28 protein-coding genes are annotated in these 26,246 nt (G+C 56.8%); 18 read left to right on the forward strand and 10 right to left on the reverse strand.

The annotated features are described in order from the left end of the window. The first annotated feature begins 87 nt into the window (after positions 1-87). The 3 genes from ACEPLT_RS10845 to tnpA all read left to right on the forward strand — a co-directional run bounded on the left by ACEPLT_RS10845 (position 88) and on the right by tnpA (position 3,082). Positions 88-1,683 (forward strand): ABC transporter substrate-binding protein, encoded by a 1,596-nt coding sequence (locus ACEPLT_RS10845; RefSeq protein WP_106105917.1) that lies wholly within the window; start codon positions 88-90, stop codon positions 1,681-1,683. A 135-nt stretch (positions 1,684-1,818) separates the two neighbouring features. Then, positions 1,819-2,493, forward strand: coding sequence for a DUF3313 domain-containing protein (locus tag ACEPLT_RS10850; RefSeq protein WP_008502258.1), 675 nt, complete (start codon positions 1,819-1,821; stop codon positions 2,491-2,493). 154 nt (positions 2,494-2,647) lie between these two features. Then, complete coding sequence (gene tnpA / locus ACEPLT_RS10855) at positions 2,648-3,082, forward strand: IS200/IS605 family transposase (RefSeq protein ID WP_032651224.1); 435 nt, start codon at positions 2,648-2,650, stop codon at positions 3,080-3,082. A gap of 75 nt (positions 3,083-3,157) precedes the next feature. On the opposite strand, the gene ACEPLT_RS10860 is transcribed toward tnpA, so the two are convergent. Continuing rightward, positions 3,158-4,054 carry a DMT family transporter gene (locus ACEPLT_RS10860; protein WP_008502257.1) on the reverse strand — a complete coding sequence of 299 codons (897 nt, stop codon included), beginning with the start codon at positions 4,052-4,054 and terminating at the stop codon, positions 3,158-3,160. 173 nt (positions 4,055-4,227) lie between these two features. On the opposite strand from ACEPLT_RS10860, the gene ACEPLT_RS10865 reads away from it, so the two are divergent. After that, positions 4,228-5,100: a helix-turn-helix transcriptional regulator gene (locus ACEPLT_RS10865; protein WP_023292442.1), complete on the forward strand. Its 873-nt coding sequence runs from the start codon at positions 4,228-4,230 to the stop codon at positions 5,098-5,100. Here ACEPLT_RS10865 and ACEPLT_RS10870 read toward each other — a convergent pair. After that, the gene (locus ACEPLT_RS10870; protein ID WP_447088378.1) at positions 5,080-6,246 is read right to left on the reverse strand and encodes a benzoate/H(+) symporter BenE family transporter; all 1,167 of its coding nucleotides are present in this window, start codon (positions 6,244-6,246) and stop codon (positions 5,080-5,082) included. The two genes, ACEPLT_RS10865 and ACEPLT_RS10870, sit on opposite strands and share 21 nt — an antisense overlap. Positions 6,247-6,335: 89 nt before the next feature. Here ACEPLT_RS10870 and ACEPLT_RS10875 point away from each other — a divergent pair, with 89 nt between their 5' ends. Next, the gene (locus ACEPLT_RS10875; RefSeq protein ID WP_008502254.1) at positions 6,336-6,863 is read left to right on the forward strand and encodes a helix-turn-helix domain-containing protein; all 528 of its coding nucleotides are present in this window, start codon (positions 6,336-6,338) and stop codon (positions 6,861-6,863) included. An 80-nt stretch (positions 6,864-6,943) separates the two neighbouring features. Continuing rightward, entirely contained in the window at positions 6,944-8,908 is a 1,965-nt protein-coding gene (locus tag ACEPLT_RS10880) for a peptidase U32 family protein (RefSeq protein ID WP_021242519.1), read from the forward strand. On the opposite strand, the gene ACEPLT_RS10885 is transcribed toward ACEPLT_RS10880, so the two are convergent. Next, positions 8,909-9,139 (reverse strand): DUF2554 family protein, encoded by a 231-nt coding sequence (locus ACEPLT_RS10885; RefSeq protein ID WP_008502251.1) that lies wholly within the window; start codon positions 9,137-9,139, stop codon positions 8,909-8,911. Positions 9,140-9,384: 245 nt separating this feature from the next. Between ACEPLT_RS10885 and ACEPLT_RS10890 the strand changes: the two genes are divergently transcribed. Then, the gene (locus tag ACEPLT_RS10890) at positions 9,385-9,747 is read left to right on the forward strand and encodes a hypothetical protein (protein ID WP_039025083.1); all 363 of its coding nucleotides are present in this window, start codon (positions 9,385-9,387) and stop codon (positions 9,745-9,747) included. Positions 9,748-9,919: 172 nt separating this feature from the next. On the opposite strand, the gene ACEPLT_RS10895 is transcribed toward ACEPLT_RS10890, so the two are convergent. After that, complete coding sequence (locus ACEPLT_RS10895) at positions 9,920-10,456, reverse strand: dihydrofolate reductase family protein (protein WP_023344127.1); 537 nt, start codon at positions 10,454-10,456, stop codon at positions 9,920-9,922. A gap of 40 nt (positions 10,457-10,496) precedes the next feature. After that, a complete protein-coding gene (gene ftrA, locus ACEPLT_RS10900; protein WP_023292437.1) occupies positions 10,497-11,504 on the reverse strand; it encodes a transcriptional regulator FtrA in 1,008 nt (335 codons plus the stop codon). Between the two features lie 73 nt (positions 11,505-11,577). Between ftrA and ACEPLT_RS10905 the strand changes: the two genes are divergently transcribed. The 8 genes from ACEPLT_RS10905 to zinT all read left to right on the forward strand — a co-directional run bounded on the left by ACEPLT_RS10905 (position 11,578) and on the right by zinT (position 19,594). Next, the gene (locus ACEPLT_RS10905) at positions 11,578-11,991 is read left to right on the forward strand and encodes a rhodanese-like domain-containing protein (protein WP_008502248.1); all 414 of its coding nucleotides are present in this window, start codon (positions 11,578-11,580) and stop codon (positions 11,989-11,991) included. Positions 11,992-12,147: 156 nt separating this feature from the next. Beyond that, positions 12,148-13,251 (forward strand): cobalamin-independent methionine synthase II family protein, encoded by a 1,104-nt coding sequence (locus ACEPLT_RS10910; RefSeq protein WP_032663532.1) that lies wholly within the window; start codon positions 12,148-12,150, stop codon positions 13,249-13,251. A 200-nt stretch (positions 13,252-13,451) separates the two neighbouring features. Next, on the forward strand, positions 13,452-14,723 hold the full coding sequence (urtA, locus tag ACEPLT_RS10915) for an urea ABC transporter substrate-binding protein (protein WP_008502246.1): 1,272 nt from the start codon (positions 13,452-13,454) through the stop codon (positions 14,721-14,723). Positions 14,724-14,747: 24 nt separating this feature from the next. Beyond that, positions 14,748-16,322: an urea ABC transporter permease subunit UrtB gene (gene urtB, locus ACEPLT_RS10920; RefSeq protein ID WP_059364014.1), complete on the forward strand. Its 1,575-nt coding sequence runs from the start codon at positions 14,748-14,750 to the stop codon at positions 16,320-16,322. Further along, on the forward strand, positions 16,322-17,395 hold the full coding sequence (gene urtC, locus ACEPLT_RS10925) for an urea ABC transporter permease subunit UrtC (RefSeq protein ID WP_032674774.1): 1,074 nt from the start codon (positions 16,322-16,324) through the stop codon (positions 17,393-17,395). Before urtB ends, urtC begins: the two co-directional genes overlap by 1 nt. Further along, positions 17,395-18,192: an urea ABC transporter ATP-binding protein UrtD gene (gene urtD / locus ACEPLT_RS10930; RefSeq protein ID WP_032676016.1), complete on the forward strand. Its 798-nt coding sequence runs from the start codon at positions 17,395-17,397 to the stop codon at positions 18,190-18,192. The genes urtC and urtD overlap by 1 nt, the downstream gene beginning before the upstream one ends. A gap of 9 nt (positions 18,193-18,201) precedes the next feature. Then, positions 18,202-18,900 carry an urea ABC transporter ATP-binding subunit UrtE gene (urtE, locus tag ACEPLT_RS10935; RefSeq protein WP_023327459.1) on the forward strand — a complete coding sequence of 233 codons (699 nt, stop codon included), beginning with the start codon at positions 18,202-18,204 and terminating at the stop codon, positions 18,898-18,900. A gap of 52 nt (positions 18,901-18,952) precedes the next feature. Then, positions 18,953-19,594 (forward strand): metal-binding protein ZinT, encoded by a 642-nt coding sequence (gene zinT, locus ACEPLT_RS10940; RefSeq protein ID WP_008502241.1) that lies wholly within the window; start codon positions 18,953-18,955, stop codon positions 19,592-19,594. A 48-nt stretch (positions 19,595-19,642) separates the two neighbouring features. Here zinT and ydeE read toward each other — a convergent pair whose 3' ends face one another. Next, positions 19,643-20,836, reverse strand: coding sequence for an efflux MFS transporter YdeE (ydeE, locus tag ACEPLT_RS10945; RefSeq protein ID WP_021242509.1), 1,194 nt, complete (start codon positions 20,834-20,836; stop codon positions 19,643-19,645). Positions 20,837-21,030: 194 nt separating this feature from the next. Between ydeE and eamA the strand changes: the two genes are divergently transcribed. Continuing rightward, entirely contained in the window at positions 21,031-21,936 is a 906-nt protein-coding gene (eamA, locus tag ACEPLT_RS10950; RefSeq protein WP_023327461.1) for an O-acetylserine/cysteine exporter, read from the forward strand. Positions 21,937-21,967: 31 nt separating this feature from the next. On the opposite strand, the gene marB is transcribed toward eamA, so the two are convergent. The 3 genes from marB to marR are packed head-to-tail and all read right to left on the reverse strand — an operon-like array spanning position 21,968 to position 23,056. Beyond that, a complete protein-coding gene (gene marB / locus ACEPLT_RS10955) occupies positions 21,968-22,186 on the reverse strand; it encodes a multiple antibiotic resistance protein MarB (RefSeq protein ID WP_008502238.1) in 219 nt (72 codons plus the stop codon). 33 nt (positions 22,187-22,219) lie between these two features. Then, on the reverse strand, positions 22,220-22,600 hold the full coding sequence (marA, locus tag ACEPLT_RS10960; RefSeq protein WP_008502237.1) for an MDR efflux pump AcrAB transcriptional activator MarA: 381 nt from the start codon (positions 22,598-22,600) through the stop codon (positions 22,220-22,222). A gap of 21 nt (positions 22,601-22,621) precedes the next feature. Beyond that, positions 22,622-23,056, reverse strand: a complete 435-nt coding sequence (gene marR / locus ACEPLT_RS10965; protein WP_008502236.1) for a multiple antibiotic resistance transcriptional regulator MarR — start codon at positions 23,054-23,056, stop codon at positions 22,622-22,624. Between the two features lie 255 nt (positions 23,057-23,311). On the opposite strand from marR, the gene ACEPLT_RS10970 reads away from it, so the two are divergent. Then, the gene (locus ACEPLT_RS10970; protein ID WP_008502235.1) at positions 23,312-23,977 is read left to right on the forward strand and encodes a MarC family NAAT transporter; all 666 of its coding nucleotides are present in this window, start codon (positions 23,312-23,314) and stop codon (positions 23,975-23,977) included. A gap of 93 nt (positions 23,978-24,070) precedes the next feature. Here the strand turns inward: ACEPLT_RS10970 and ACEPLT_RS10975 are convergent, their stop codons facing one another. Beyond that, complete coding sequence (locus ACEPLT_RS10975) at positions 24,071-25,267, reverse strand: sugar transporter (RefSeq protein ID WP_032674775.1); 1,197 nt, start codon at positions 25,265-25,267, stop codon at positions 24,071-24,073. A 177-nt stretch (positions 25,268-25,444) separates the two neighbouring features. Between ACEPLT_RS10975 and ACEPLT_RS10980 the strand changes: the two genes are divergently transcribed. Continuing rightward, the gene (locus ACEPLT_RS10980; RefSeq protein ID WP_032663529.1) at positions 25,445-26,233 is read left to right on the forward strand and encodes a PhzF family phenazine biosynthesis protein; all 789 of its coding nucleotides are present in this window, start codon (positions 25,445-25,447) and stop codon (positions 26,231-26,233) included. The last annotated feature ends 13 nt before the right edge of the window (positions 26,234-26,246 follow it).

The raw sequence follows: 26,246 nt of genomic DNA on the forward strand, positions 1-26,246 counted from the left end.
TCGGGTGTTTGCCACTTCACTTTAATGTTATTTATGAAATGGCAAAAGAATTAATTAGCCGTCGAATTAAAAAGACAGGAATAAATGATGACAAGCAAACTCACAACTTTCACATTGGCGCTCGCGGCACTCACGGTCAGTTCCGCCGTCGCCGCGAAAACGCTGGTGTATTGCTCCGAAGGATCGCCGGAAAACTTTAACCCTCAGCTTTACACCTCGGGAACCAGCGTCGACGCCAGCGCCGTGCCGGTCTATAACCGTCTGGTCGATTTCAAACCCGGCACCACGGAGCTGGTGCCGAGCCTGGCGGAGCGCTGGGAGGTGAGCGACGACGGCAAGGTTTACACCTTCCATCTGCGTCAGGGCGTGAAGTTCCAGAGCAATAAATCCTTCACGCCGACCCGCGACTTTAACGCCGACGACGTGATCTTCTCGTTTATGCGCCAGAAAGACGTGAATCATCCCTACCACAACGTCTCTAACGGCAGCTACTCCAACTTCGAAAGCCTGGAGTTCGGCAGCCTGATAACCGCCATTGATAAAGTCGATGACCACACCGTGCGCTTTACCCTGGCGCACCCGGAAGCGCCGTTTGTCGCCGATCTGGCCTGGTATTTTGCCTCAATCCTTTCGGCGGAGTATGCCGACGCGATGCTGAAAGCGGGCACGCCGGAGAAGGTGGATATGGAGCCCATCGGCACCGGGCCGTTTAAGCTGGCGCAGTATCAGAAGGATTCCCGGATCCTGTTCACGGCGTTTGCCGACTACTGGCAGGGGAAATCGAAGCTGGACAGGCTGGTGTTTAGCATCACCCCGGATGCCTCCGTGCGTTTTGCCAAAATTGAGAAGAACGAATGTCAGGTGATGCCGTTCCCGAACCCGGCCGATCTGCCGCGCATGAAGGCCAATAAAGATATCAACCTGATGAGCAAAGCCGGACTGAACACCGGTTTTCTGGCGTTCAATACCCAAAAACCACCGCTGAATAACGTAAAAGTCCGTCAGGCGCTGGCGATGGCCATCAACAAACCGGCCATTATTGACGCGGTGTTCCACGGTACCGGAACGGCGGCAAAGAACCTGCTGCCGCCGGGCGTCTGGAGCGCCGACAGCGAGCTTAAGGATTACGACTACGATCCTGAAAAAGCCACAGCGCTGCTGAAAGAGGCCGGTTTTGCCAGCGGCGTCAGCATCGATTTATGGGCGATGCCGGTCCAGCGGCCCTATAACCCGAATGCGAAACGCATGGCGGAGATGATTCAGGCGGACTGGGCGAAAATTGGCGTACAGACCAAAATCGTTACCTACGAGTGGGGCGAATACCTTAAGCGTGTGAAGGGCGGGGAACATCAGGCTGCGCTGATGGGCTGGACGACCGCAACGGGCGATCCTGACAACTTCTTTGGTCCGCTGTTTACCTGCACCTCGGCGAACGGTGGCTCAAATTCGGCGAAATGGTGCTATAAGCCGTTTGATAAGATCGTTGCTGAAGCCAAATCGATAACCGATCATGATAAACGGGTGGCGCTGTATAAACAGGCTCAACAGATGATGCATGACCAGATGCCTGCGGTGATGATTGCGCATTCAACGATTTTCGAACCGGTGCGCAAGGAGGTGAAGGGCTATGAAATCGACCCGTTTGGCAAACATCTGTTCTGGCAAGTGGATATAAATCAGTAATTTTTCACTGCCCGGCATGCGTCCGGGCAATCTTTTTGCAATTTGTGCTCCCGGCATCATTTTTTGTCACAACAAACCCGCCAGACTTTTGCTATAACTTCAAATGCATACTTGCAGATAACATGGAAAACTATCATGCGTACTCAAACTTTTTTTAAAGTTGCAGTGCTTACTGGTCTGTTGGCGTTGGCGGGCTGTTCTTCAAAAGTCGCCGCTCCGGAACAATACTCCGGCTTTTTAAAAGATTATTCAGGCTTACAGCAAACGACCTCGGCGACGGGAAAACCAACGCTGCGTTGGGTCGATCCTTCGTATAACGAAGCCAATTACGACAGCATTCTCTGGACGCCAATTACCTATTATCCAACGCCAAAACCCACCACGCAAATTGGGCAAAAAACGCTTGATGAGTTGTTGAATTACACCAATAACAAAATGAAAACGGCGATTGGTACGCGTAAGCCAGTTGTCACCACGCCGGGTAAACACAGCCTGATTTTCCGTGGCGCGATTACCGGGGTGAGTTCGCAGAAAGAGGGGCTGCAGTTCTATGAAGTGGTGCCTGTTGCGCTGGTGGTTGCCGGGACGCAGATGGCAACCGGACACCGCACCATGGATACGCATCTCTTCTTTGAAGGCGAGCTGATCGATGCGGCCACTAATAAACCGGTCATGAAGGTGGTACGTAAAGGCGAAGGTAAAGAGCTGAATAACGAAAACACACCAATGACCTTTGCGACGCTGAAGCAGGTTGTTGATGACATGGCGACGGACGCCACCATGTTTGATGTGAAAAAGACCGCGAAATAAAATAAAACGGCCTGCGTAATGCAGGCCTTTTTATTGTCATCCCTAAACCACCTCCTGGGGAGGTGGTGATTGATCCTGTAAGGCTATAGCCTGAAGAATGCCCATGCCGGAATATCTCTTCTTACTCACCACAAGTAAAAGGAGACAGACTGACATGGGGCTTTACAGGAGTTCATCACATGTATATTGGCGTTGCAAATACCACATAGTTTGGACGCCAAAATATCGATTCAGGATCCTCAAAGATAAGCTGGGCAAGGAACTTTACAGGACAATCTACATCCTCTGCGGAATAAAAGGTTGTGAAGTTCTGGAGTTAAATGTTCAACCAGATCATGTACATCTGGTGGTTATCGTGCCGCCTAAAATTTCCATATCAACGTTGATGGGGCATCTTAAAGGTCGCAGTGCCATCAGACTCTACAATCGTTTTCCACATATCAGGAAGAAGTTATGGGGAAACCATTTTTGGTCACGCGGCTACTTTGTCGATACGGTAGGGGTAAACGAAGAGATCATCAGACGATATGTGCGGCATCAGGAGAAAACGGAACAAACGCACGAACAGCAGATGGAATTGCTAGAGTAGAAACAGGAAGGAAACAATAGCCCCCCTTACAGGGGGCATTCTAGAAAGCCACCTTCTAAGAAGGTGGTCTTTTACTTATGCCATTCGTAAGCGTCTGAACCAGGTTTCCGGTTTGGTAAACATCACCATATTTCCTCCCAGAATCAGCACTAATCCCACGATACCGTTGACATGCCAGACGTAGCCTTCATACACCGTGGAGATGGAGAGCGCCACCAGCGGGAAGAGCAGCGTGCTGTAGGCCGCTTTGCCCGGGCCAATACGTCCCACCAGCGTGAAGTAGGCGCCAAACGCAATCACCGAGCCAAACAGGGCCAGATACACCAGCGCGCCGAGATAGCTCACCGTCCATTCCGGCACAAAGCTATCGCCTCTGAACAGCGCAATGCAGCCCATCACCAGCGTGCCATAGAGCATCGCCCAGGCGTTGGTGGTCATGGTTTCCAGGCCTCTGCGCTGATGGCGCATGCTGATCATATTACCCAGCGAGAACCCATACGTGCCGAGTGCGGAAAGCCCAATGCCCGTCAGGAGTGACGCGCTCCAGCCGCTGGCCAGCAGATCGTCCCAGAAGAGGGTGACAATCCCGACCAGCCCCAGCGCCGCCGCCGTCCAGAATCGCGCGGGCGGGCGCTGTCCGAAGAAAATAAAGCTGTTAATGGCGTTATAGAGTACCGCCATGGAGAAGATCACCGACTCCAGCCCGGTATTGATATGTGCCGCTGCCGTGTAAAAACACCAGAAGTTAAAGCAGAAAACACAGCATCCCTGAAGCAGGCAAAAAAGATGATCCCGCAGCGCCAGCGTGCGCAGGCGACGCAGGGCAAGTAACACCACCATCATGGTGAGGCTGGCGACGGCGAAGCGCCAGAAAATCGACACCGGCGCCGCGACGGGGCCCTGCTGCAGGAAAATCGCAATCCAGGTGGTTCCCCAGATAATGACCACGAGTCCGTATAATAATGCGTTCATAGTTGTCTCTTCTTAAACCGCGGAAGCCCGCAGTATGACGCTGAGATGCGTAACGGGCTTTCACCCGCTTGCGGCAGACTTGCAAAATCTTGCGCTTTTTTCTTCTGGAGGGACTGGCAACGGGCGGCAACTCTTTTTAGACTGATATTCCGATTCTTCACGCGCTAACGGTTATGTCTCACGCTTACGATACCTTTGAAACGCTTTGCCAACAGAATGCAGTCCTGCGGGAAACCGTCTCGCTGAATTCGGGTATCCAGCTGGCCGCGTGGTACAACAAGCACGACACGATCACCGTAAAGAGCAATCATCATACCCTCAGCCTGTACGTGGCGGACGGCTACGAAAGCTATCAAAAAACGCCGGGCGGCTGGAAGAACGGCGGGGGGCCGGACCGTTTCTGCCTGATGCCCAAAGAGAGCGAATCGACGTGGGATATCCGCGATGACCTGTCGTTTGTGCATCTCTACTGCACCGATGAACACCTGCGCGACGTGGGAGAAAAAATCTGGGATAAGCGGCCGCTTTCGCTGACCCTGGACGAGCGTATTTTTGGCAGCGACCCGAAGATCACCACGCTGTATCGCCAGTTTTTACTGGGCTGTGACTGGCAGCAGCACGCCAACCAGCTCACCCTGAGCACGGCCTCCACGCTGCTGCTGACCCATCTGCTGCAAAACTACTCAAACGTGCAGTGGAAGCTCCCGGTCGTTACGGGAGGGTTGTCCCCGTTCGTGCTGCGCAACGTCCTCGCCTTTATCGAAGAGAACCTGGGGCAGCCCCTGACGCTGGCCGAGCTGGCGGCGCAGGCTGCCCTCAGCGAATACCATTTTGCCCGCATGTTCCGCCAGTCGACGGGGCTGGCACCGCATCAGTACGTGATGCACAGGCGAATGGTCAAAGCGAAAGAGCTGGTGCAGCATACCTCCATGCCACTGACGGACATTGCGCTGGCCTGCGGGTTTAACTCCGCCAGCCACTTCAGCAACCGCTTTCGCAGCGCGACGGGCATGACGCCGTCGCAGCTACGCGCGGCGAGCGCGTGAAAACAGGGCGTAACATACCCCGCCCAGCACCAGCCCCCAGAACGCCGAACCGATGCCCAGGATCGTGACGCCGCTTGCGGTCGTCAGAAACGTGACGATGGCCGCGTCGCGCTCCGCTTCGTGACTCAGCGCCTGGTATAAACTCCCGCTGATGGTGCCCAGCAGCGCCAGACCGGCGAGCGTCTGGATCCAGCTGAGCGGCAGCGCGGCCATCAGCCCGGTAATGGAGCCACCGAAAATTCCCGCCAGCAGATAAAACCCGCCGGCTGCGATGGCTGCCAGCCAGCGTTTTTCCGCGTCCGGATGTGCATCCGGGCTTTGACAAATGGCGGCGGTAATGGCCGCAATGCAGATAGAAAAGACGCCAAACGGAGAAAACAGCAGCGCCAGTCCACCCGTCACGATGATGAGCGGTGAGGCCGCCAGCGGGTAGCCGGAGGCTTTCATGGTGGCGAAACCCGGTGCATTTTGCGAGGCCATGGTCACGAGGAAGAAGGGCAAGCCAATACTCACCAGGCTGGTGAAGGTGAAGTCAGGCGCAATAAAGTCGGGCATCACCAGAGAAAGGGTGAGCTTATCCGTGACAACGTCACCACCGGCCCAGGCCACGATACCGCCCACCAGCAGCGTGACCACGATGGCATAGCGCGGCGACAGCGCTTTTGCGATCAGCCATGCCGCAATCATGCTGCCGCACAGCAGAAAGTGCCCCTCAAGATGCGCAAACGCGTGCAGGCCAAACTGCAGCAGTACCCCGGCCAGCATGGCGGCAGCAAGCGAATGGGGGATCAGCGTCATCAGACGGGCGAAAAGCCCGGTGATGCCGCAGAGCAAAATTAGCGCGTTGGCAAAGATGAACACGCCGATGGTTTCCGCCAGCGTGACGCCGTGCAGGCTGGTGGCGAGCAGCGCCGCGCCGGGCGTTGACCAGGCGGTCAGCACGGGCGCTTTGTACCACCAGGAAAGCACCAGCGTGCTGACGCCCATCCCAATCCCTAGCGCGGTCATCCAGCCTGCAATCTGCTGCGCGCTGGCGCCAGCCGCGGCGGCGGCCTGCCAGATGATGGCGGCCGAGCTGGCGTAACCCACCAGAACGGCGACATATCCAGCCAGTACGACCGGAACAAGATGAGAGGAAGGGCGCATGAAAACTCCGTTGTGCGTTATAACGTCCGGAGTAAGGTAACACTGTGCGTTATAGCGTACAAGTGGTATGCTCGTCGTCAGGAGGAAATATGGACATCACACAACACCTTGCAGCAACACTGAAAACATTACGCCAGGCACGGGGCTGGAGCCTGTCGAAGCTGGCGGACGAAACCGGCGTATCAAAGGCCATGCTCGGGCAAATTGAGCGAAATGAATCCAGCCCCACGGTGTCGACGCTGTGGAAAATTGCCACGGGACTGAACGTGCCGTTTTCCGCCTTCATCACACCGGAGGCGGACCGGCAGGCGGTGTTTGACCCGCAGCAGCAGGCGATGGTCGTCAAGCCGCTCTTTCCGTGGGACGAGGCGCTCCGGTTTGATTATTTCTCCATTACCCTGGCCCCCGGCGCCCTGAGTGAATCCACGCCGCATGAGGCGGGGGTGATTGAACATGTGGTGGTGGTCAGCGGCGAGCTGGAGATGAAGCTCGAGGGCAAGTGGCAGACGATTTCAGCCGATTCCGGCGTCCGTTTTGCCGGCGATAAACCGCACGCCTACCGCAACAGCAGCGACCGGACGGTGCATTTTCACTCCCTCATTCATTATCCCCGCTGAGGCTACGCAAAACTGTTTCGCTGACGCAGACTTCTGACTACAATAGCCGCCATTTTGACCATAACGGATAACGACGAAGTATGCGCCTGCAATCCCATCATCTTGAACTTTTAAGCCCGGCCCGTGACGCCGCCATTGCCCGTGAAGCGATCCTTCATGGCGCAGACGCCGTCTACATTGGCGGCCCGGGCTTCGGTGCCCGCCATAACGCCAGCAACAGCCTGAGCGATATTGCTGAACTGGTGCCGTTCGCCCACCGTTTCGGGGCGAAGGTGTTCGTCACCCTGAACACCATTCTTCATGATGATGAGCTGGAGCCTGCGCAACGTCTGATTACCGATCTCTATCAGGCCGGGGTGGATGCCCTGATCGTTCAGGATATGGGCGTGCTGGAACTGGATATTCCGCCCATTGAGCTGCACGCCAGTACCCAGTGTGATATCCGCACGGTAGAGAAGGCGAAGTTCCTCTCCGACGTCGGCTTTTCGCAGATCGTTCTGGCGCGCGAGCTGAACCTGAATCAAATCCGCGATATTCACCAGGCGACAGACGCGACGATTGAATTCTTCATCCACGGCGCGCTGTGCGTGGCCTATTCCGGCCAGTGCAATATTTCCCACGCGCAGACGGGCCGCAGCGCCAACCGCGGCGACTGCTCTCAGGCCTGCCGTCTGCCGTATACCCTGAAAGACGATCAGGGCCGCGTGGTGGCATTTGAAAAACACCTGCTCTCGATGAAGGATAACGACCAGACCGCCAACCTGGGCGCGCTGATCGACGCGGGCGTGCGTTCCTTCAAGATTGAAGGGCGCTATAAAGATATGAGCTACGTGAAGAATATCACCGCGCACTATCGCCAGATGCTGGACGCCATCATCGAAGATCGCGGTGACCTGGCGCGCGCGTCGGCCGGTCGTACCGAGCATTTCTTTATTCCGTCGACGGACAAAACGTTCCACCGCGGCAGCACGGACTATTTCGTGAATGCCCGTAAAGGGGATATCGGCGCGTTTGACTCACCGAAGTTTATCGGTTTGCCGGTGGGTGAAGTGCTGAAAGTGGCGAAAGATCACCTTGATGTTGCGGTGACGGAACCGCTGGCGAACGGCGATGGCCTTAACGTGATGATTAAGCGTGAGGTCGTGGGCTTCCGCGCCAACACGGTGGAGAAAACCGGTGAGAACCGCTACCGCGTGTGGCCGAATGAAATGCCGGCCGATCTCTACAAGGCGCGGCCGAACGCGGCGCTTAACCGTAACCTCGATCATAACTGGCAGCAGGCGCTGCTGAAAACCTCCAGCGAGCGTCGTATCGCGGTGGATATTGAACTGGGCGGCTGGGAAGAGCAGCTGATTCTGACCATGACCTGTGAAGACGGCATCAGCGTAACGCATACGCTTGATGGCCTGTTCGAGGTGGCAAACAACGCGGAGAAAGCGCTCAACAGCCTGAAGGATGGCGTCGCAAAGCTGGGGCAGACGATTTACTACGCCCGCAACGTTGAGGTCAATCTGCCGGATGCCCTGTTTGTGCCGAACAGTTTGCTCAACCAGTTCCGCCGTGAAACCGCCGAGATGCTGGATGACGCGCGCCTGGCGAACTACCCGCGCGCTAGCCGTAAAGCGGAAACCGTTCCTGCGCCCGTCTACCCGGATACGCATTTATCCTTCCTCGCCAACGTCTACAACCATAAAGCGCGTGAATTCTATCATCGCCACGGCGTGCAGTTGATCGACGCGGCTTATGAGGCGCATGAAGAGAAGGGCGATGTGCCGGTGATGATCACCAAACACTGCCTTCGTTTCGCGTTTAACCTGTGTCCTAAGCAGGCGAAAGGCAACATCAAAAGCTGGAAGGCCACGCCTATGCAGCTCGTAAACGGTGACGAAGTGCTGACCCTCAAATTTGACTGCCGTCCGTGCGAAATGCATGTGATTGGCAAGATGAAAAACCACATCTTCAAAATGCCGCAGCCCGGCAGTATTGTGGCGTCCGTCAGCCCGGACGATCTGATGAAAACCCTGCCAAAACGCAAGGGCAGCTAACTACCGAACGTGCGTGTCCGGTTTGCGCGATTTCTGCCACAGGTGGTGTTCGCGCAAACCCTCCGCCGACTCCTCCGCCGCGCTTCGCAATTCATCGCTATCGGCTTCATGACGCAGCTGATGATCCACATTCTTTACCCACAGATATTCATGTCCTTTGTGCCCGGCCATAAGCTGGCCTGAAAAGAGGGCACAGATAAGCATCACGAGAGATAAACCTTTTTTAACCATGAAGTCACCGCCGAATAACGTTGCGGTTTAATGATGACGATTATTTATTATTGTTATTATTCAAATATTCAAACTAGCGCAAAGAGAATGTCAAATAATGTACGTTCAGAATAAGGGTTAAGACTTTTCCTAAAGTACATATACGTATGGTAAACGTCCCATTTCTGGTCCAAAGTTGGATATTTGCATTAAGGACAAATCCTATATAATAGAGAACCTCTGGCTAAGGAATGGGTCATTACTAAATGAAAAAAATAATAGCGCTTGCGCTTCTGGCGGTTGCGATCGGGGCTGTTGTGGGAATTCGTTATGCAGCTAATGACGAACCAGAATATATTCAATCAGCAGAAATTCGCGTTGGTTCTTATTTAACCAGCGACTATGGCCTTGTTGCCTGCGGCAGCAAAAAAGTTAACGATCTGCGCTGGGAATTAGATTGTACTCATCAAGAGGGAGGAAAAACATTCCAGTTTGCGGTGTTTCCTTCTGAAAAGGCACCTTATGGCGTAGCGCGATCCTTTTATCTTGAAGCCATTAATGATGATGCAAAACAGAGCGCTGAACAGGGGCTTATGCGTTATTTGCAGATCAATACCCATGCAGGTTAATAAAACTGTTTAACCTTCGTTAAGACAACGAGTGTTAGGTTGTATGGGATCCGCAGCCCGGCCATGGAGTGTCGGGACGTAGAGACCAAAATACAAATCTATCCATGCAAGCATTTACCGCCATTTTTTGGCGGTTTTTTTTGCGCATAACGTAGCGGTGTTGGCCGTGGGGTTATGGCGTCACCCGATAGTGCGACTGCACCAGACCCGAAGGAAAGCTGCGGCTGGAGACCAGCGTCAAATCGATATCCCCGGGAAGGGCGCCAAACAGCGATTTTCCCGAACCGAGCAGGACAGGAACGGTTGTGATCACCATATCGGCCACCAGTCCTTCTCGCAGGAACGACTGTATGACTTGCCCACCATCGAGATAGACGCGACGGGCGTTCTGCCTCGCCAGATCGTCGAGCACCTCCTTTGGCGTGCGGCCGGAAAACTGTACTTTGCCCCTCAGCGCGTCGGGTACGGGCGTGTCGACCAGCTGACGGGAGAGCACCAGTACGGGCCGGTCATAAGGCCATGTCTCAAAGGTCCGCACCTTCTCATAGCTCCCACGGCCCATCACGATCCAGTCTTTGTCCGCGATGAAAGCCGTGTAGCCATGATCCTCATTCGGGTCATCGCGCTGCAGCAGCCAGTCGATATCATCATTGTGTCGGGCGATGTAGCCATCAAGACTGGTTGCGATAAAAACGTGTGTAGTGACCATCAGGTTCTCCGTATTCCAGCGAAACCAAAAGACTGACGCCTCAGCGGGCAGTACCGGCATGAGAAAATTGTTTACGGTACTGGGCCGGGGAAATCGCGAACTGCTGGCGAAAATGATGACGCAGCGTCGATGCCTGACCAAACCCGGTCTGTTCCGCGATGCTGTCGATGCTTAAACGACTGCTTTCCAGATAATCTTTCGCCCGCAGCAGGCGCTCATTGAGTAACCAGCGGGCAGGCGTCGTTCCCGTTGCCGCTTCGAAGCGACGCAGAAACGTGCGCTGACTCATACCGACACGACGCGCCAGCGAGTCGACGCTGTGCGGCTCGGTAAGATGCGTGTGCAGAAAATCAAACAGCTGACCAAGGCGCTGGCTTTCCCGCAGCTGCGCCACCGGGCGGCTCAGCTGTTGCGGCTGAGATCCATCCCGGTGAGGGGGAATGACAAGCCGCCTCGCCACACTGTTGGCGGTTTCCATCCCGAAATCCCGACGCACGACGTGCAGACAAAGATCGATCCCCGCCGCGCTGCCTGCGGAAGTCAGGATCTCGCCTTCGTCCTGGTAGAGCACATCCTCGACCACGTCGATGTCAGGGTAGCGGGCTTTAAGCGTCTCAATGTAGCGCCAGTGCGTCGTGGCTTTGCGTCCGTTGAGCAGCCCCGAGGCGGCCAGCACAAATACGCCCGAGCAGATGGAGAGTAGCTGACAGCCCCGCGCGCTGGCCTGACGTAATGCGTTGCAGAGCGCGTCCGGAACCGGCGAGTCCACCCCCCGCCAGCCCGGCACCACGATCAGATCGGCAGACGCAAGCAGGGAGAGATCGCCATCGGTAATGATGCGGATCCCGCCTGTCGCCCGAAGCTCACCGTCATCAACGCTTGCCACGGCAAAACGATACCAGTCGTCGCCCAGCTCGGGCCGCGGCAGGCCGAAGATTTCCACCGCCACGCCAAACTCAAAGGTACACAGACCGTCATACGCCAGCACCACCACCTTCGGGCGGGCAATCTGTCTTAACGTTGTCATCTTTTTGCTGTTTTCTGGCATAAGCGAGCGCATTCATGAGCTGAATTTGTGGATAGAGTAGTGTTAACACAAACGCCAAAGATGAGGAAGGATCATGAGCTATGTTACTGAATTTCCGGCTGCCGAACCGCAGGAAGCCGTTACCCATTTTCTGCGTCGCCTGAGCGTCGAAACCGACTGCGCCGATGTGCATCATGCCATCACGCATAATGAGCAGGACTTTGTTTTGCTGCACGTGGTGGGGAGCCCGGAGCAGTTTGCCCGTCGCCATGTGCCGGGCGCTCTGCATATGCCGTGGAGCCAGATGACCGCTGAGCGCATGGCCCAATGGCCTGAAGGGACGCTGTTTGTCGTCTACTGCGCAGGGCCGCACTGTAACGGCGCGGACAGGGCGGCGCTGAAGCTGGCGCGTCTCGGGCTGCCGGTCAAAATCATGCTCGGTGGGATCACCGGCTGGGAAGATGAACGCTACGCGTTTGCCAGCGAGGCGTCCGTCGCCGCGCTGTGAAGATGAATTTTTTTCAACATACGTGAAATTTTCTCGTTTGCCGGCACCGGTGAGGTATGACATTGTTTTTGGACATTTAGACATCCAGAAGTCTAAAGATTCAAATAATGAATTATCACTGCGGGCAATTATCGCCGGCAGACTGAGGAGATTGCCATGCAACGACACCACGCCCCGTACCGCGCCGACGTAGTCGGCAGTTTTTTACGCCCGGATGCCATCAAGCAGGCTCGCCTGAAATTTGCCAGCGGCGAGATTGATGCCGGGCAGCTTCGTGCGGTGGAGGACGAGGCCATTCGCCACGTCGTCGAGCAGCAGTGTGCGTGCGGCCTGCATGTGGTGACCGACGGTGAGTTTCGCCGTGCCTGGTGGCACTTCGACTTCTTCGACGGTCTTCAGGGCGTTGAGCGTTACGATTCCGAGCAGGGCATCCAGTTTAACGGCGTGCAAACCAAAGCCCACGGCGTGCGCGTCACCGGCAAGCTGGGCTTTGGCGAGCACCCGATGCTGGACGATTTCCGCTATCTGAAAAGCATCAGCGGTAACGCCCAGCCAAAAATGACCATTCCGAGCCCAAGCGTGCTGCACTTCCGCGGCGGTCGCAAAGATATTGATGCGACCGTGTATCCGGACCTTGACGTCTATTTTGATGACCTGGCGACCACGTGGCGCGATGCCATCCGGGCCTTCTACGACGCGGGCTGCCGTTATCTGCAGCTGGATGATACCGTCTGGGCCTATCTCTGTTCGGACGACCAGCGCCGTCAGATCCGCGAGCGCGGCGACGACGCCGATGAGCTGGCGCGCATCTATGCCCGCGTGCTGAACAAGGCGCTGGAGGGCAAGCCGGACGATCTGACCATCGGACTGCACGTCTGTCGCGGCAATTTCCGTTCCACCTGGATTTCCGAAGGCGGCTACGAGCCGGTAGCGGAAGTGCTGTTCGGAACGGTCAACGTTGACGCCTTCTTCCTCGAATATGATAACGACCGCAGCGGGGATTTCGCGCCCCTGCGCTTTGTTCGCCCGGGCAAACAGCAGGTGGTGTTGGGTCTTATCACTACAAAAAACGGCGAGCTGGAGAATCCGGAGGGAATTAAAGCCCGTCTTGAGGAGGCGGCGAAATACGTGGCGAAAGAGCAGATTTGCCTCAGCCCGCAGTGCGGTTTTGCCTCGACCGAAGAGGGCAACAGCCTGAGCGAAGCCCAGCAGTGGGACAAAGTCCGGCTGGTCACGCAGATCGCCAGCGAAGTCTGGTAACCCCGTTATACGGCGCTGCATTATAAAAGTGCAGCGCTGTACCATTCTGAGTCGTTCTCTTTACATCCGGCGTTCCCCTCCCAGAAATAGCGCTATCTCCATTCTGGCACTCTTTTTGCTCCTGCTTCGCTGACACTTTTTTTCTGCGTCCACGCCGTACCGGACGTTTTCGCACAGCGTTCTTTTTCAGGAGTGAAAATATGCAGCGTCGTACCTTATTAAAAGCTTTTGCGTTATCCGCGTCCGTCGTGGCGATGGGGATGAGTTTTGGCGCGCAGGCGGCCGATACCATCAAGGTGGGGATCATGCATTCGCTGTCCGGCACCATGGCCATCTCCGAAACCCCGCTGAAAGACGTCGCGCTGATGACCATCGATGAGATCAACGCCAAAGGCGGCGTGCTGGGCAAGAAGCTGGAGCCGGTGGTGGTGGATCCGGCCTCAAACTGGCCGCTGTTTGCCGAGAAGGCGCGTCAGCTGCTGAGCCAGGATAAAGTGGCGGTGGTATTCGGCTGCTGGACGTCGGTGTCGCGCAAATCCGTACTGCCGGTCTTTGAGGAGCTGAACGGCCTGCTGTTCTATCCGGTGCAGTATGAAGGCGAAGAGATGTCGCCAAACGTCTTCTATACCGGCGCGGCGCCGAACCAGCAGGCCATCCCGGCGGTGGAATACCTGATGAGCGAAGACGGTGGCGCGGCGAAACGCTTCTTCCTGCTGGGCACTGACTACGTTTATCCGCGCACCACCAACAAGATCCTGCGCGCGTTCCTGCATTCGAAAGGGGTGGAGGATAAGGATATCGAAGAGGTTTACACCCCGTTTGGCCATAGCGACTACCAGACCATCGTTGCCAACATCAAAAAATTCTCCGCGGGGGGCAAAACTGCCGTGGTGTCGACCATCAACGGCGACTCCAACGTGCCGTTCTACAAAGAGCTGGCTAACCAGGGGCTGAAGGCGACGGACGTGCCGGTGGTGGCGTTCTCCGTGGGTGAAGAAGAGCTGCGCGGGATCGACACCAAACCGCTGGTGGGTAACCTGGCAGCCTGGAACTACTTTGAGTCCGTGGATAACCCGACTAACCAGGCGTTTGTAGCGGATTACAAAGCCTATGCGAAGGCGCACAAGCTGCCGAACGCCGATACCGTCGTAACTAACGATCCGATGGAAGCCACCTACGTAGGTATTCACATGTGGGCGCAGGCGGTGGAGAAAGCAGGCACTACCGATGTGGACAAAGTGCGTGCGGCGATGGCCGGTCAGTCCTTTAAGGCGCCGTCAGGCTTTACGCTCACCATGGATGCCACCAACCATCATCTGCACAAGCCGGTCATGATCGGCGAAATCGAAGGCAACGGTCAGTTTAACGTGGTGTGGCAGACCGAACAGCCGGTACGCGCCCAGCCGTGGAGCCCGTTCATCGCCGGGAATGACAAAAAGCCCGACCAGCCGATGAAAACCGCCAGCAACTAAGCCATCACCGCAGGGAGAAACGTCATGAACGCCATGCGCCTGTTCATCGCTCTTGTATGGCTTTCCGGACTGCTGCCAGGGATGGTGCAGGCATCGGATGCCGATCGTTTTGTTGCCGCCAGCCGCAGCCAGCAGGCGGATTTGTTGACGCAGTGGGCCGCCGCGCCGGATGCGTCACGACTGCCGCTCCTTGAGGCGCTGCAAAAGGAAAATCTCTACGTCGATACGCAAAAGCACGCCTTTGCACAACGCGATGGCAACGTCATCCCGCTGGGGGATAGTCAGACGGCAGAGGGCCCAACCAAAGCCGTGCGCCTGACGAACCGGCTGCGCGTGCTGGCAGCAACCGCTATCGCCACGCATCAGCTGGTGAGTGACAGTGTCACCGAAAGGCGGGCGGCGGCGCGTCAGCTGCAGCGCGATGCCCAGCCCGGGATGCTCGCTTTTCTGGAAAAGCGTGTGAACGATGAGACGGACGCCGTGGCGCGTCAGGCGCTGCTGCTGGCGGTCGCGAATCTCCAGCTGGCCAGCCCGCAGCCGGAAGTGCGCCGCAAGGCCGTCGAATTGTTAGGCCAGTCAGACGATCCGGACGTGCAGTCCAGGCTTACCCCGTTTACCCTGCCACAGACGGAGCCGGATAGCGCGGTGCGCGCGGCCGCAGAAGAGAGTCTTAGCCAGATCCAACACCGCCTGATGTGGGGCGACCTGCTGGGCCAGGCGTTTATGGGGCTGTCCCTTGGGTCGGTGCTGCTGCTGGCCGCGCTGGGGCTGGCTATCACCTACGGCCTGCTGGGCGTGATTAACATGGCCCACGGCGAGATGCTGATGCTGGGGGCATATGCGACCTGGATGGTGCAGCAGGCGATGGCCGGGCTTGCGCCCCAGTGGCTGGCGCTCTATCCCGTTATCGCCTTGCCGGTCGCGTTCTGCCTGACGGCGGGCATTGGAATGGTGCTGGAGCGCACGGTGATCCGTCATCTGTACGGTCGTCCGCTGGAAACGCTGCTGGCGACGTGGGGCATCAGCCTGATGCTTATCCAGCTGGTGCGCATGACCTTTGGCGCCCAGAACCTGGAGGTGGCGAACCCGGCATGGCTCTCCGGCGGGGTGCAGGTTTTTGCCAACCTGACGCTGCCGTGGAACCGCATCGTGGTGCTGGGCTTCGTGCTGCTGGTGCTGTTCTTTACCTGGCTCATTCTGAATAAAACCCGTCTGGGGCTTAACGTGCGGGCGGTGACGCAAAACCGCAGCATGGCCGCCTGCTGCGGGGTACCGACAGGGCGCGTCGATATGCTGGCGTTCGGGCTTGGCTCCGGGATTGCGGGGTTAGGCGGCGTGGCGCTATCGCAGCTCGGTAACGTCGGGCCGGAGCTGGGCCAGGGCTATATCATCGACTCCTTCCTTGTGGTGGTGCTCGGAGGCGTAGGCCAGCTGGCAGGCAGCGTGGCCGCGGCGTTTGGGCTGGGGATCTTTAATAAAATCCTTGAACCCCAGATGGGGGCGGTGCTGGGCAAGATCGTGATTCTGGTGGCGATCGTGCTGTTTATTCAGAAACGCCCGCAGGGGTTGTTTGCGCTGAAAGGGAGGGTGATTGACTGATGAGCCAGCCGCTGACCTTAACGCTGGCGCGCAAAGCGCCACGCACCACGCAGATAGCGGGCAGCCTGCTGGTGGTGTGTCTGCTGATATTGCCGTTTTTCGCCTTACTGCCTGCGACGCATCCGCTGGCGCTGTCGACCTGGATGCTGACGCTGATTGGCAAGATCCTCTGCTATGCCATCGTTGCGGTGGCGCTGGATCTGGTGTGGGGCTATGCCGGCATGCTGTCCCTTGGGCACGGGATCTTCTTCGCGCTGGGCGGCTACGCGATGGGCATGTACCTGATGCGCCAGGCTGCAGGTGACGGTCTGCCCGCGTTTATGTCGTTTCTCTCCTGGAGCGAACTGCCCTGGTTCTGGTGGGGCACCCAGCATTTTGCCTGGGCGCTGGTGCTGATTGTGCTGGTGCCGGGCCTGCTGGCGCTGGTATTTGGCTGGTTTGCCTTCCGCTCGAAGATCAAAGGGGTCTATTTCTCGATTATGACCCAGGCGCTGACCTATGCCGGGATGCTGCTGTTCTTTCGCAACGAAACCGGGTTTGGCGGCAATAACGGCTTTACCGGTTTTACCACGCTGCTCGGGTTTTCGGTAACGGAAACGACCACCCGCATCGCGCTGTTCCTGGCGACCGTGCTGTTGCTGCTTCTGGCCCTGGGCACCGGGTTTGCGCTGGCGAAGAGCAAGTTTGGCCGCATCCTGACCGCCGTGCGCGACGCCGAAAACCGCCTGACCTTTTGCGGCTACGATCCGCGCGGGTTCAAGCTGCTGGTGTGGACGCTTTCTGCCGTGCTGTGCGGTCTGGCGGGGGCGCTGTACGTCCCACAGGTCGGCATTATTAACCCCGGTGAAATGTCGCCGACGAACTCGATAGAGGCCGCCATCTGGGTGGCGCTGGGCGGGCGCGGCACGCTGGTGGGGCCGGTGATTGGCGCGGCGCTGGTGAACGGGGCGAAAAGTTTCTTCACCGTCGCGATGCCGGAGTACTGGCAGCTGTTTCTGGGGCTGATTTTTATCGCCGTCACGCTGTTCTTACCGCGCGGCGTCTACGGTCTGTTGCGTAAGGGAGAGAAATGATGCAGCCAACGGAAGGATTATTTACCCGCCAGCTGCCCGGCGATCGCTACCGGGACCAGACTGACCCGGTGCTTCAGCTTGAATCCATTAACGTCAATTTTGATGGTTTTCAGGCCCTGACCGATCTCTCGCTGAATATCGGCGTGGGCGAGCTGCGCTGCGTGATTGGCCCCAACGGTGCGGGTAAAACCACGCTGATGGACGTCATCACCGGCAAAACGCGGCCAAAGAGCGGCAGGGCGATTTACGATCAGTCCATCGACCTGACCGCGCTGGAGCCTGCGGCCATCGCCCGCCAGGGCATCGGGCGTAAATTCCAGAAGCCCACGGTTTTTGAAGCGCTGACGGTGTGGGAAAACCTGGAGATCGCGATGAAAAGCGATAAATCGGTCTGGGCGAGCCTGCGGGCAAAACTCAACGGCGAGCAGCGTGACCGGATCGACGAGATGCTGGTTTTGCTGCGCCTTAGCGCGGAGCGCGACCGACGGGCCGGGCTGCTTTCCCACGGACAGAAACAGTTCCTGGAAATCGGCATGCTGCTAGTGCAGGACCCGCATCTGCTGCTGCTGGATGAACCCGCCGCCGGAATGACCGACGCGGAAACGGAATACACCGCAGAGCTGTTCAGAACGCTGGCGGGCAAACACTCCCTGATGGTGGTGGAGCACGATATGGGCTTTGTTGAAACGATTGCCGACCACGTGACGGTGCTGCATCAGGGGCGGGTGTTGGCGGAAGGGTCGCTTCGCGACGTGCAGGCCAACGAGCAGGTGATTGAGGTCTATCTGGGACGTTAAGGAGAGGGAATGCTACAGGTCAACGAACTGAATCAGTATTACGGCGGCAGCCATATCCTGCGCGGCGTGAGCTTTGAGGCCGTCACCGGCGAAGTCACCTGCCTGCTGGGGCGCAACGGCGTGGGGAAAACCACGCTGCTGAAGTGTCTGATGGGGCTGATCCCGGCGAAAACCGGGGAGGTCATCTGGCAGGGGAAAACGATTACCCACAGTAAACCGCACCAGCGGGTGCAGTCTGGCGTGGCGTATGTCCCGCAGGGACGCGAGATTTTTCCGCGCCTGACCGTGGAGGAGAATCTCCTGCTGGGACTATCGCGGTTTTCCGCCCGCGAGGCGAAGCAGGTGCCGGAGGAGATCTGGCAGCTGTTCCCGGTGCTCAAAGAGATGAAGCACCGTCGCGGGGGCGATCTCTCGGGTGGTCAGCAGCAGCAGCTGGCGATTGGTCGCGCGCTGGCGAGTCGTCCGCGGCTGCTTATCCTGGATGAACCGACCGAAGGCATACAGCCTTCCGTCATTAAAGAGATCGGCCACGTGATCCGCACCCTGGCAAACAGAGGCGACATGGCGATCCTGCTTGTTGAGCAGTTTTACGACTTTGCCGCCGAGCTGGCCGACAGCTATCTGCTGATGTCGCGCGGCACGATTATTCAGCGCGGGCGGGGTGAAAACATGGAGCAGGAGGGCGTTCGCGGCCTGGTTGCGATCTGAAATGTTATAATATAACATCTTCATTCTTATAAAACGGAATGAGGGCGTTACTTTGGCTGCACATATTGGGAAATTTGCCATGACTCTGGGGGCGCTGCTGGTCAGCGGCCAGCTGTTTGCTCACTCGCACGGCCACCAGATGACCGAAGCAGAACAGAAAGCGGCGAACGGCGTGTTTGAGGATAAAGACGTGAAGGACAGAGCGCTGTCTGACTGGGACGGCACCTGGCAGTCGGTCTATCCGTTCCTGCTCGATGGTTCGCTGGATCCGGTCTTTAAGCAGAAAGCGCAGAAGGATAAAAGCAAATCCTTTGATGAGGTGAAAGCCTACTACCGCACGGGTTATGCGACGGACGTGGATGCCATCGGTATCGAAAATAACGTGATGGAGTTCCATCAGGGGAAAGCGGTCAGCCGCTGCCAGTATGATTACAGCGGCTACAAAATTCTGACCTACGCGTCAGGCAAGAAAGGCGTGCGCTATCTCTTTGAGTGCAAGGACGCCAGCAGCAAGGCGCCGAAGTTCGTCCAGTTCAGCGACCATACCATCGGCCCGAAGGCCTCTTCGCACTTCCATATTTTCATGGGCAATACCTCCCACGAGGCGCTGCTGAAAGAGATGGATAACTGGCCGACCTATTATCCGAACGAGATGTATAAAGAGCAGGTGGTGGAGGAGATGTTGCACCACTAGGTTTTTGGTTTGCCGGGTGGCGGCTTCGCCTTGCCCGGCCTACATTTGCTACGCCGCTTTGGGTGACTCGCACCATGCCTTCACGCTCATCCCGCGCAAAATCATCAGCCACGCCACAATAATCGCGGCCATCATAATCACAAACAGCGACCAGTGCGGCAGGTTGGTCAGGATGATGCCGGTGATCATCGGGTTTGCCGCCGCGCCGAGCCAGCCCAGCGCCTGCGCGGAGAAATAGCTCGCCTTCATTCCCGGTGGCGCAATGTTGTCAATCAGCATGTATTCACCCGGGGCATAGATAATCTCACCCAGCGTGAAAATGGCGGCAGCGATGCCCCAGTAAACCAGGTTTTCCCCGGAGAGCATAAAGCCGCCCAGCCCCACGATAAAAAACAGGGTGGCGAGGGACATCAGCGGGCGGATATTGCTGGCTGAGATCTTTCGGCCCAGCGCATATTGCAGCGTTACCACCACGGCGGCGTTGACGGGCAGCACCACGGCGACCACCTTTTCGGCGAAATCACTGTCCGCATGTGCGGCCAGAACGTATTGCGAAATACAGCTCGCGAACGACCCGCCCACGTACGACGCCAGCAGGCCAGAGAGCGTGTACCAGAACAGCGCGCGGTCTTTCAGCAAGACCGACGGCTGCCACGGCGTCTTCTCCTCGGCGGTATCTAACGCCACGCTTTTCTGCACAAAGAAGTGGATAAAACCCAGCGGCAGGGCGGCACAGAAGGCTGCCAGCCAGAACGGCAGCTGCAGGCTGTACATCACCAGCAGGGTGCCAATCGGCGGGCCGACCGTCCAGCCAATGTTCAGGAAGCTGTAGTTCAGCGAGAAGACCCGCGCCTTCTGGCTGGAGGTGAGCACGTCGGAGAACCAGGCTTTCAGCACCGTCGAAAAGACGGAGTAGGCGCAGTTGATCAGCGCAAAGAACAGCACCACCAGCGTGACGTTATTGACCAGCGGGATCGCCACAAATCCGGCGATAAACGCCACAATCGCGATCAGCATGTAGCGTTTTTTATCAAACTTATCGGCCATAATGCCAAATCCCAGGCTGAACACCACGCCAATGGTCAGCGCCACGGTCAGGGCATAACCAATATTCTCGACGCTCATGCTGTAGACGCGCGTGAGATAGATGGTCATGAACGGCAGCGTTGCCCCTCGACCGATGGTTAACAACAATGACGATGCCAGCAGCGCTGCGGTTGAGCGCCTGAGAGATGGTTTCATATTCCTGCCCGACAGTTGCTTATGCTTTTATTGGATGTGTGTTAACAGGATTACCATGACATAAGGGGCTTGTATAGCACCCGATTTATCCCTAAGTGCTTCAGCTGCCTGCCAGAAATAATGATCTTCTCGTGACGCACTTTTTTCTGTTACCTTGAAGTGTTAACAAATTATTAATAATTCAGGGGCGGGATATGACGCGGAAAGACGGGCTGCTGGCACTGCTGGTGGTCGTAGTATGGGGGCTCAATTTTGTGGTCATCAAGCTGGGGCTGCACAACATGCCGCCGCTGATGCTGGCCGGCTTACGTTTTATGCTGGTCGCTTTCCCGGCCATCTTCTTTGTGGCGCGTCCAAAGATCCCCTTTAAACTGCTGCTGGGCTACGGTCTGACCATCAGCTTTGGCCAGTTCGCGTTTCTCTTTTGCGCCATCAAGTTCGGTATGCCGGCCGGTCTGGCCTCGCTGGTGTTACAGGCGCAGGCGTTCTTTACCATTATTCTCGGGGCGTTTGTGTTTGGCGAGCGCCTGCAGGGCAAACAGCTGGCGGGGATCACGCTGGCGGTGTTTGGCGTACTGGTGCTGATCGAGGCCAGCCTGAACGGACAGCACGTGGCGCTGCTCGGGTTTATGCTGACGCTGGCGGCGGGGCTGAGCTGGGCCTGCGGAAATATCTTCAACAAGCTGATCATGCAGCACGAGGCGCGCCCGGCGGTGATGTCGCTGGTGGTGTGGAGCGCACTGATCCCGGTTATCCCGTTTCTGCTGGCGTCGAGTATTCTGGACGGTCCGGCGGTGATGCTGAACAGTCTGGTCGACATCGATATGACCACGATCCTGTCTCTCGTCTATCTGGCCTTTGTCGCCACCATTGTGGGCTACGGGATCTGGGGATCGCTGCTGGGGCGTTATGAGACCTGGCGCGTCGCGCCGTTATCTCTGCTGGTGCCGGTGGTAGGGCTTGCCAGTGCGGCGATATTGCTGGATGAAACGCTAAGCGCGCTGCAGCTGTTCGGTGCCGTGCTGATCATGGCCGGGCTGTACATTAACGTGTTTGGTCTGCGGGTTCGTCGGACGACGCGGGTAAGCGAAAAGGCATAAAAAAGCCCCGCGTCTGCGGGGCAAAAACGAATCAGAAGCCGTGCTGATTATAATAAGGCACGCCTAATTCGTCGGATTTGTCGCTACCAGCACCCATGTGGTTGAAATCATAGGGCGACTGGTCATGTGCGGACGGCAAAATCATCGTATCAGGATTATTTTGCTGCGTTGCACGAGGGGTTTGCTCCGCGAAGGTCTGGCTGGAGAACAGCACCAGCAAGGCGAGGGCGGCGGAGGCGATAACTTTCATGATTTCCTCGGTTACGTCTGTGACAGGCGATGATTAACTACAGTGTTTTAACGGATACAGGTATCGGGATTCGCCCGGCACGCTGGTGATTCGGTACTTATGAGGCGGCACGTCAAAATAGTTCTTGAACGTACGCGTCAGGGTTTGCTGCGATTCAAAACCGTAACGCTCCGCCAGATAAAGGATCGGCTCATTGCTTTCTTTCAGTTTCTGGGCAATCTCCGTCAGCTTGCGGCTGCGAATATATTGACCTAATGAATGGCCGGTCTCTTTTTTGAACATCCGTTGCAGGTGCCATTTGGAGTAACCTGAACGCTCTGACACTTTTTCAAGGGAGAGCGGCGATTCCAGGTTATCCTCGATCCAGTCCAAAATGCTATGAATGGTGATAGCGTCAGTATTGCGTCTGGACATCGTCATACCTCTTTTTTCTGTTTACGGCAGGATTTTCTTCAGCAAAAGCTCAAGGGTTGCCACTTCATCTGCCGTTAAGTTTTTTGTTAGTTCCTGATGCAGTGTTTGTCCTACTAATTGATGACATTGCTCGCACATGGCCGCGCCATCGCTGGTCAGCTTCACCAGTACGCCGCGTTTGTCATTCGGGTTAGGGCTTCGTTCTATCCATCCTTTGCAGACGAGACGATCGAGCATGCGGGTTAACGCACCCAGATCGACAGAGAGCACCTTTTTCAGCTCAACCGGCGTGATACACACTTCGCAGCGAATGGAACACAGCACTTTGAACTGTGTTGCGGTGATATCCAGCGGTGACAGATAGTCATTGAGCAGGCGATCTTTTTTCTGATTGACCATATGAATAAGACGACCCAGCGGAACAACGTCGTTAAAGATATCACTGGTGCTTTTCACAATGGTTGCCCTGGCAAGTAATTAGTCACGGCAGATATTATTGCTCAGGCAAGTATAAGTCAACTGAATGAATCAGCCGATGCCACGAATTGCTAAAACGTTTCATGAACTTTTTTTAAGGTGTTTCAAATCATAGGGATAACTTCCTGTTATCTTTTCAGAAGGAAAATAATCGTTACGTTGCGCCCATGGCTGAATGTCACACTTTCCCCCTATAATTGCTGTGTTAAATATGGATAAGGACGACAACGCACTATGTTGGATTTGATTAAAGCAATCAGCCTTGGGCTGGTGGTCTTGCTGCCGTTGGCTAACCCGTTAACGACGGTGGCGCTTTTCCTCGGGCTGGCAGGGAATATGAACAGCGCCGAGCGCAATCATCAGTCGATGATGGCCTCGGTGTATGTGTTTGCCATCATGATGGTGGCTTACTACGCCGGGCAACTGGTGATGAATACCTTCGGGATTTCCATCCCTGGCCTGCGCATCGCCGGGGGGCTGATCGTGGCCTTTATCGGATTCCGTATGCTGTTCCCGGCGCAAAAAGCGCATGAGTCGCCGGAAGCGACCAGCAAATCGGAAGAACTGGAAACCGAACCAAGCGCGAATATCGCCTTCGTGCCGATTGCCATGCCGAGCACGGCGGGGCCGGGGACCATCGCGATGATCATCAGCTCCGCGTCGACGGTGCGTGACAGCGCAACCTTCCCGGACTGGGTGCTGACGGTGGCACCGCCGCTGATTTTTGCGATTATCGGGATTATCGTGTGGGCATCGCTGCGCAGCTCCGGCGCCATCATGCGCTGGGTAGGCAAGGGCGGTATCGAGGCGATTTCCCGTCTGATGGGCTTCTTACTGGTCTGTATGGGCGTGCAGTTTATTATTAACGGCGTGCTGGAAATTATTAAGACCTATCATTAAGTTCATTGCCGGGTGGCGCTGCGCTTACCCGGCCTACGAAATCCGTCTTTTTGTAGGCCGGGTAAGCGCAGCGCCACCCGGCACCAACAAACCTCACCCGTGCTGCCCCTGTTCCTCCAGCGCCACCGGCCACTTACGGAAGATAAGCACGGACCAGATCAGCGCCATCAGGGCCGGAATGGCACCCAGATAGCCAATCGCCGACATCGACACGTGCAGGATGACCTGGTTACCCACCAGCGCACCCGCGCCAATCCCCAGATTGAAAATTCCCGAGAACAGCGACATGGCGACGTCCGTCGCATCCGGCGCCAGGGCCAGCACCTTCACCTGCATGCCCAGGCCAATAATCATGATCGCCACGCCCCAGAACAGGCTGAGGATCGCCAGATGGCTTTCACTGCCCGCGGCGGACATCAGCAACAGCAGACAGGCCAGCAGCAGGCCGATAGCGCTGCTTACCAGCGAGGAGGCGTGCCGGTTACCCAGCTTGCCGAACAGCACGCTGCCAATAATCCCCGCGCCGCCGAGGATCAGAAGTAAGACGGTGGCAAAGTTGGCGCTAAAGCCTGCTACCACCTGCACAAACGGCTCAATGTAGCTGTACGCCGTGTAATGGGCCGTTACCACGATGGCGGTCAGCAGGTAGATGCTCAGCAGCGCAGGGCGACGCATCAGCAGCGGCAGGCTTTTCAGCGAGCCGGAATGCTCACTCGGCAGCGCGGGCAGCAGCTTAATCAGACACACCAGCGTCACCAGCGCGCCCATGCCGATGGCGAAGAAGGTGGTACGCCAGCCGAAATATTGCCCCACGATGCGGCCAATCGGCAGGCCCAGCACCATCGCCAGTGCGGTACCGGTAGCAATCAGGCTTAGCGCCTGCGCGCGTTTACCCGCCGGTGCCAGGCGAATCGCCAGCGACGCGGTGATCGACCAGAACACCGCATGGGCAAAGGCGATACCGACGCGGCTGATGACCAGCACCGTAAAATTCCACGCCATAAACGACAGCACGTGGCTCGCGATGAACAAGACAAACAGACCGATCAGCAGCCTGCGCCGCTCAATCTGGCTGGTCAGCAGCATAAACGGCAATGACATCAGCGCCACTACCCAGGCGTAGATGGTCAACATAATGCCCACCTGCGCCGTTTCCATCTGGAAACTGTCAGCGATGTCAGACAACAGCCCAACCGGCACAAATTCTGTGGTGTTAAAAATAAACGCGGCAACTGCCAGCGTGACCACGCGTAGCCACGCAACCCTGCGGGAAACTGTGTTCGTTGTCATAGGGATGTCGGAGATTCGTTGCTGAAAAGAAAAGGAGACGATCTTAAAACGTTGAATGGCGAAAACTCAACCATTATGTGACGCAGATCTCAATATTTACCTTATGAAAGCGGTAGCCGGGAGCGCTGTTTTCATTGAATATAAAAGAACAACACAATAAAAACAGGCGGTAAGACAATGCAGGAGATAGATTTTTATCTGGTCGATGCGTTCAGCAATACCACGTTTGGCGGCAACCCGGCCGCCGTTTGTCCGCTCAAGGAATGGTTACCCGATGAGACCTTGCTGAAAATGGCACAGCAGCATAATCAGTCGGAAACGGCCTTTTTCGTCTGCACTAAAGGAGGCATTGAGCTACGCTGGTTTACCACGCTTACCGAAGTCAATCTCTGCGGCCACGCCACCCTTGCCGCCGCGTACGTTCTGTTTAATGAACTGGATTATCCCGACTCGCGGATCCACTTTGATACCGCCTCTGGCCGCCTGACGGTCAGCCGGGAGGGGGAGTGGATGACGCTGGACTTCCCGGCATGTCCAACCCAAGAAGAGACGCCGCCGCCGGAGATGCTCTCGGCGCTCGGTATCCGTCATTACGTTGCAGCCCGCAAAGGGCGCGCCTGGCTGATCGTGCTTGACAATCGCCAGCAGGTTGAAGCACTCGCGCCACGCTTTTCGGCGATGACGCCGGGCGAGCATAAGGTGAGCGTGACGGCACGGGGTGAGGGGGAATACGATTTTGTCAGCCGCTTTTTCTCCCCCGGGGTATCCGTTCCGGAAGACCCGGTCACCGGCTCCGCGCACACCATGCTGATCCCATACTGGGGTGAACGGTTGGGGAAAACAGCCATGCTTGCCCGTCAGGTTTCCGCGCGCGGCGGCGACGTGCGCTGTGAGCTGAAAGGCTCGCGCGTGCTGATGAGCGGACAGGCTTCACTTTATCTGAAAGGCACAGTTTTTCTGCGCTAAATACCCATAACAA

This window comes from Enterobacter sp. fkY84-1 (assembly GCF_052974705.1).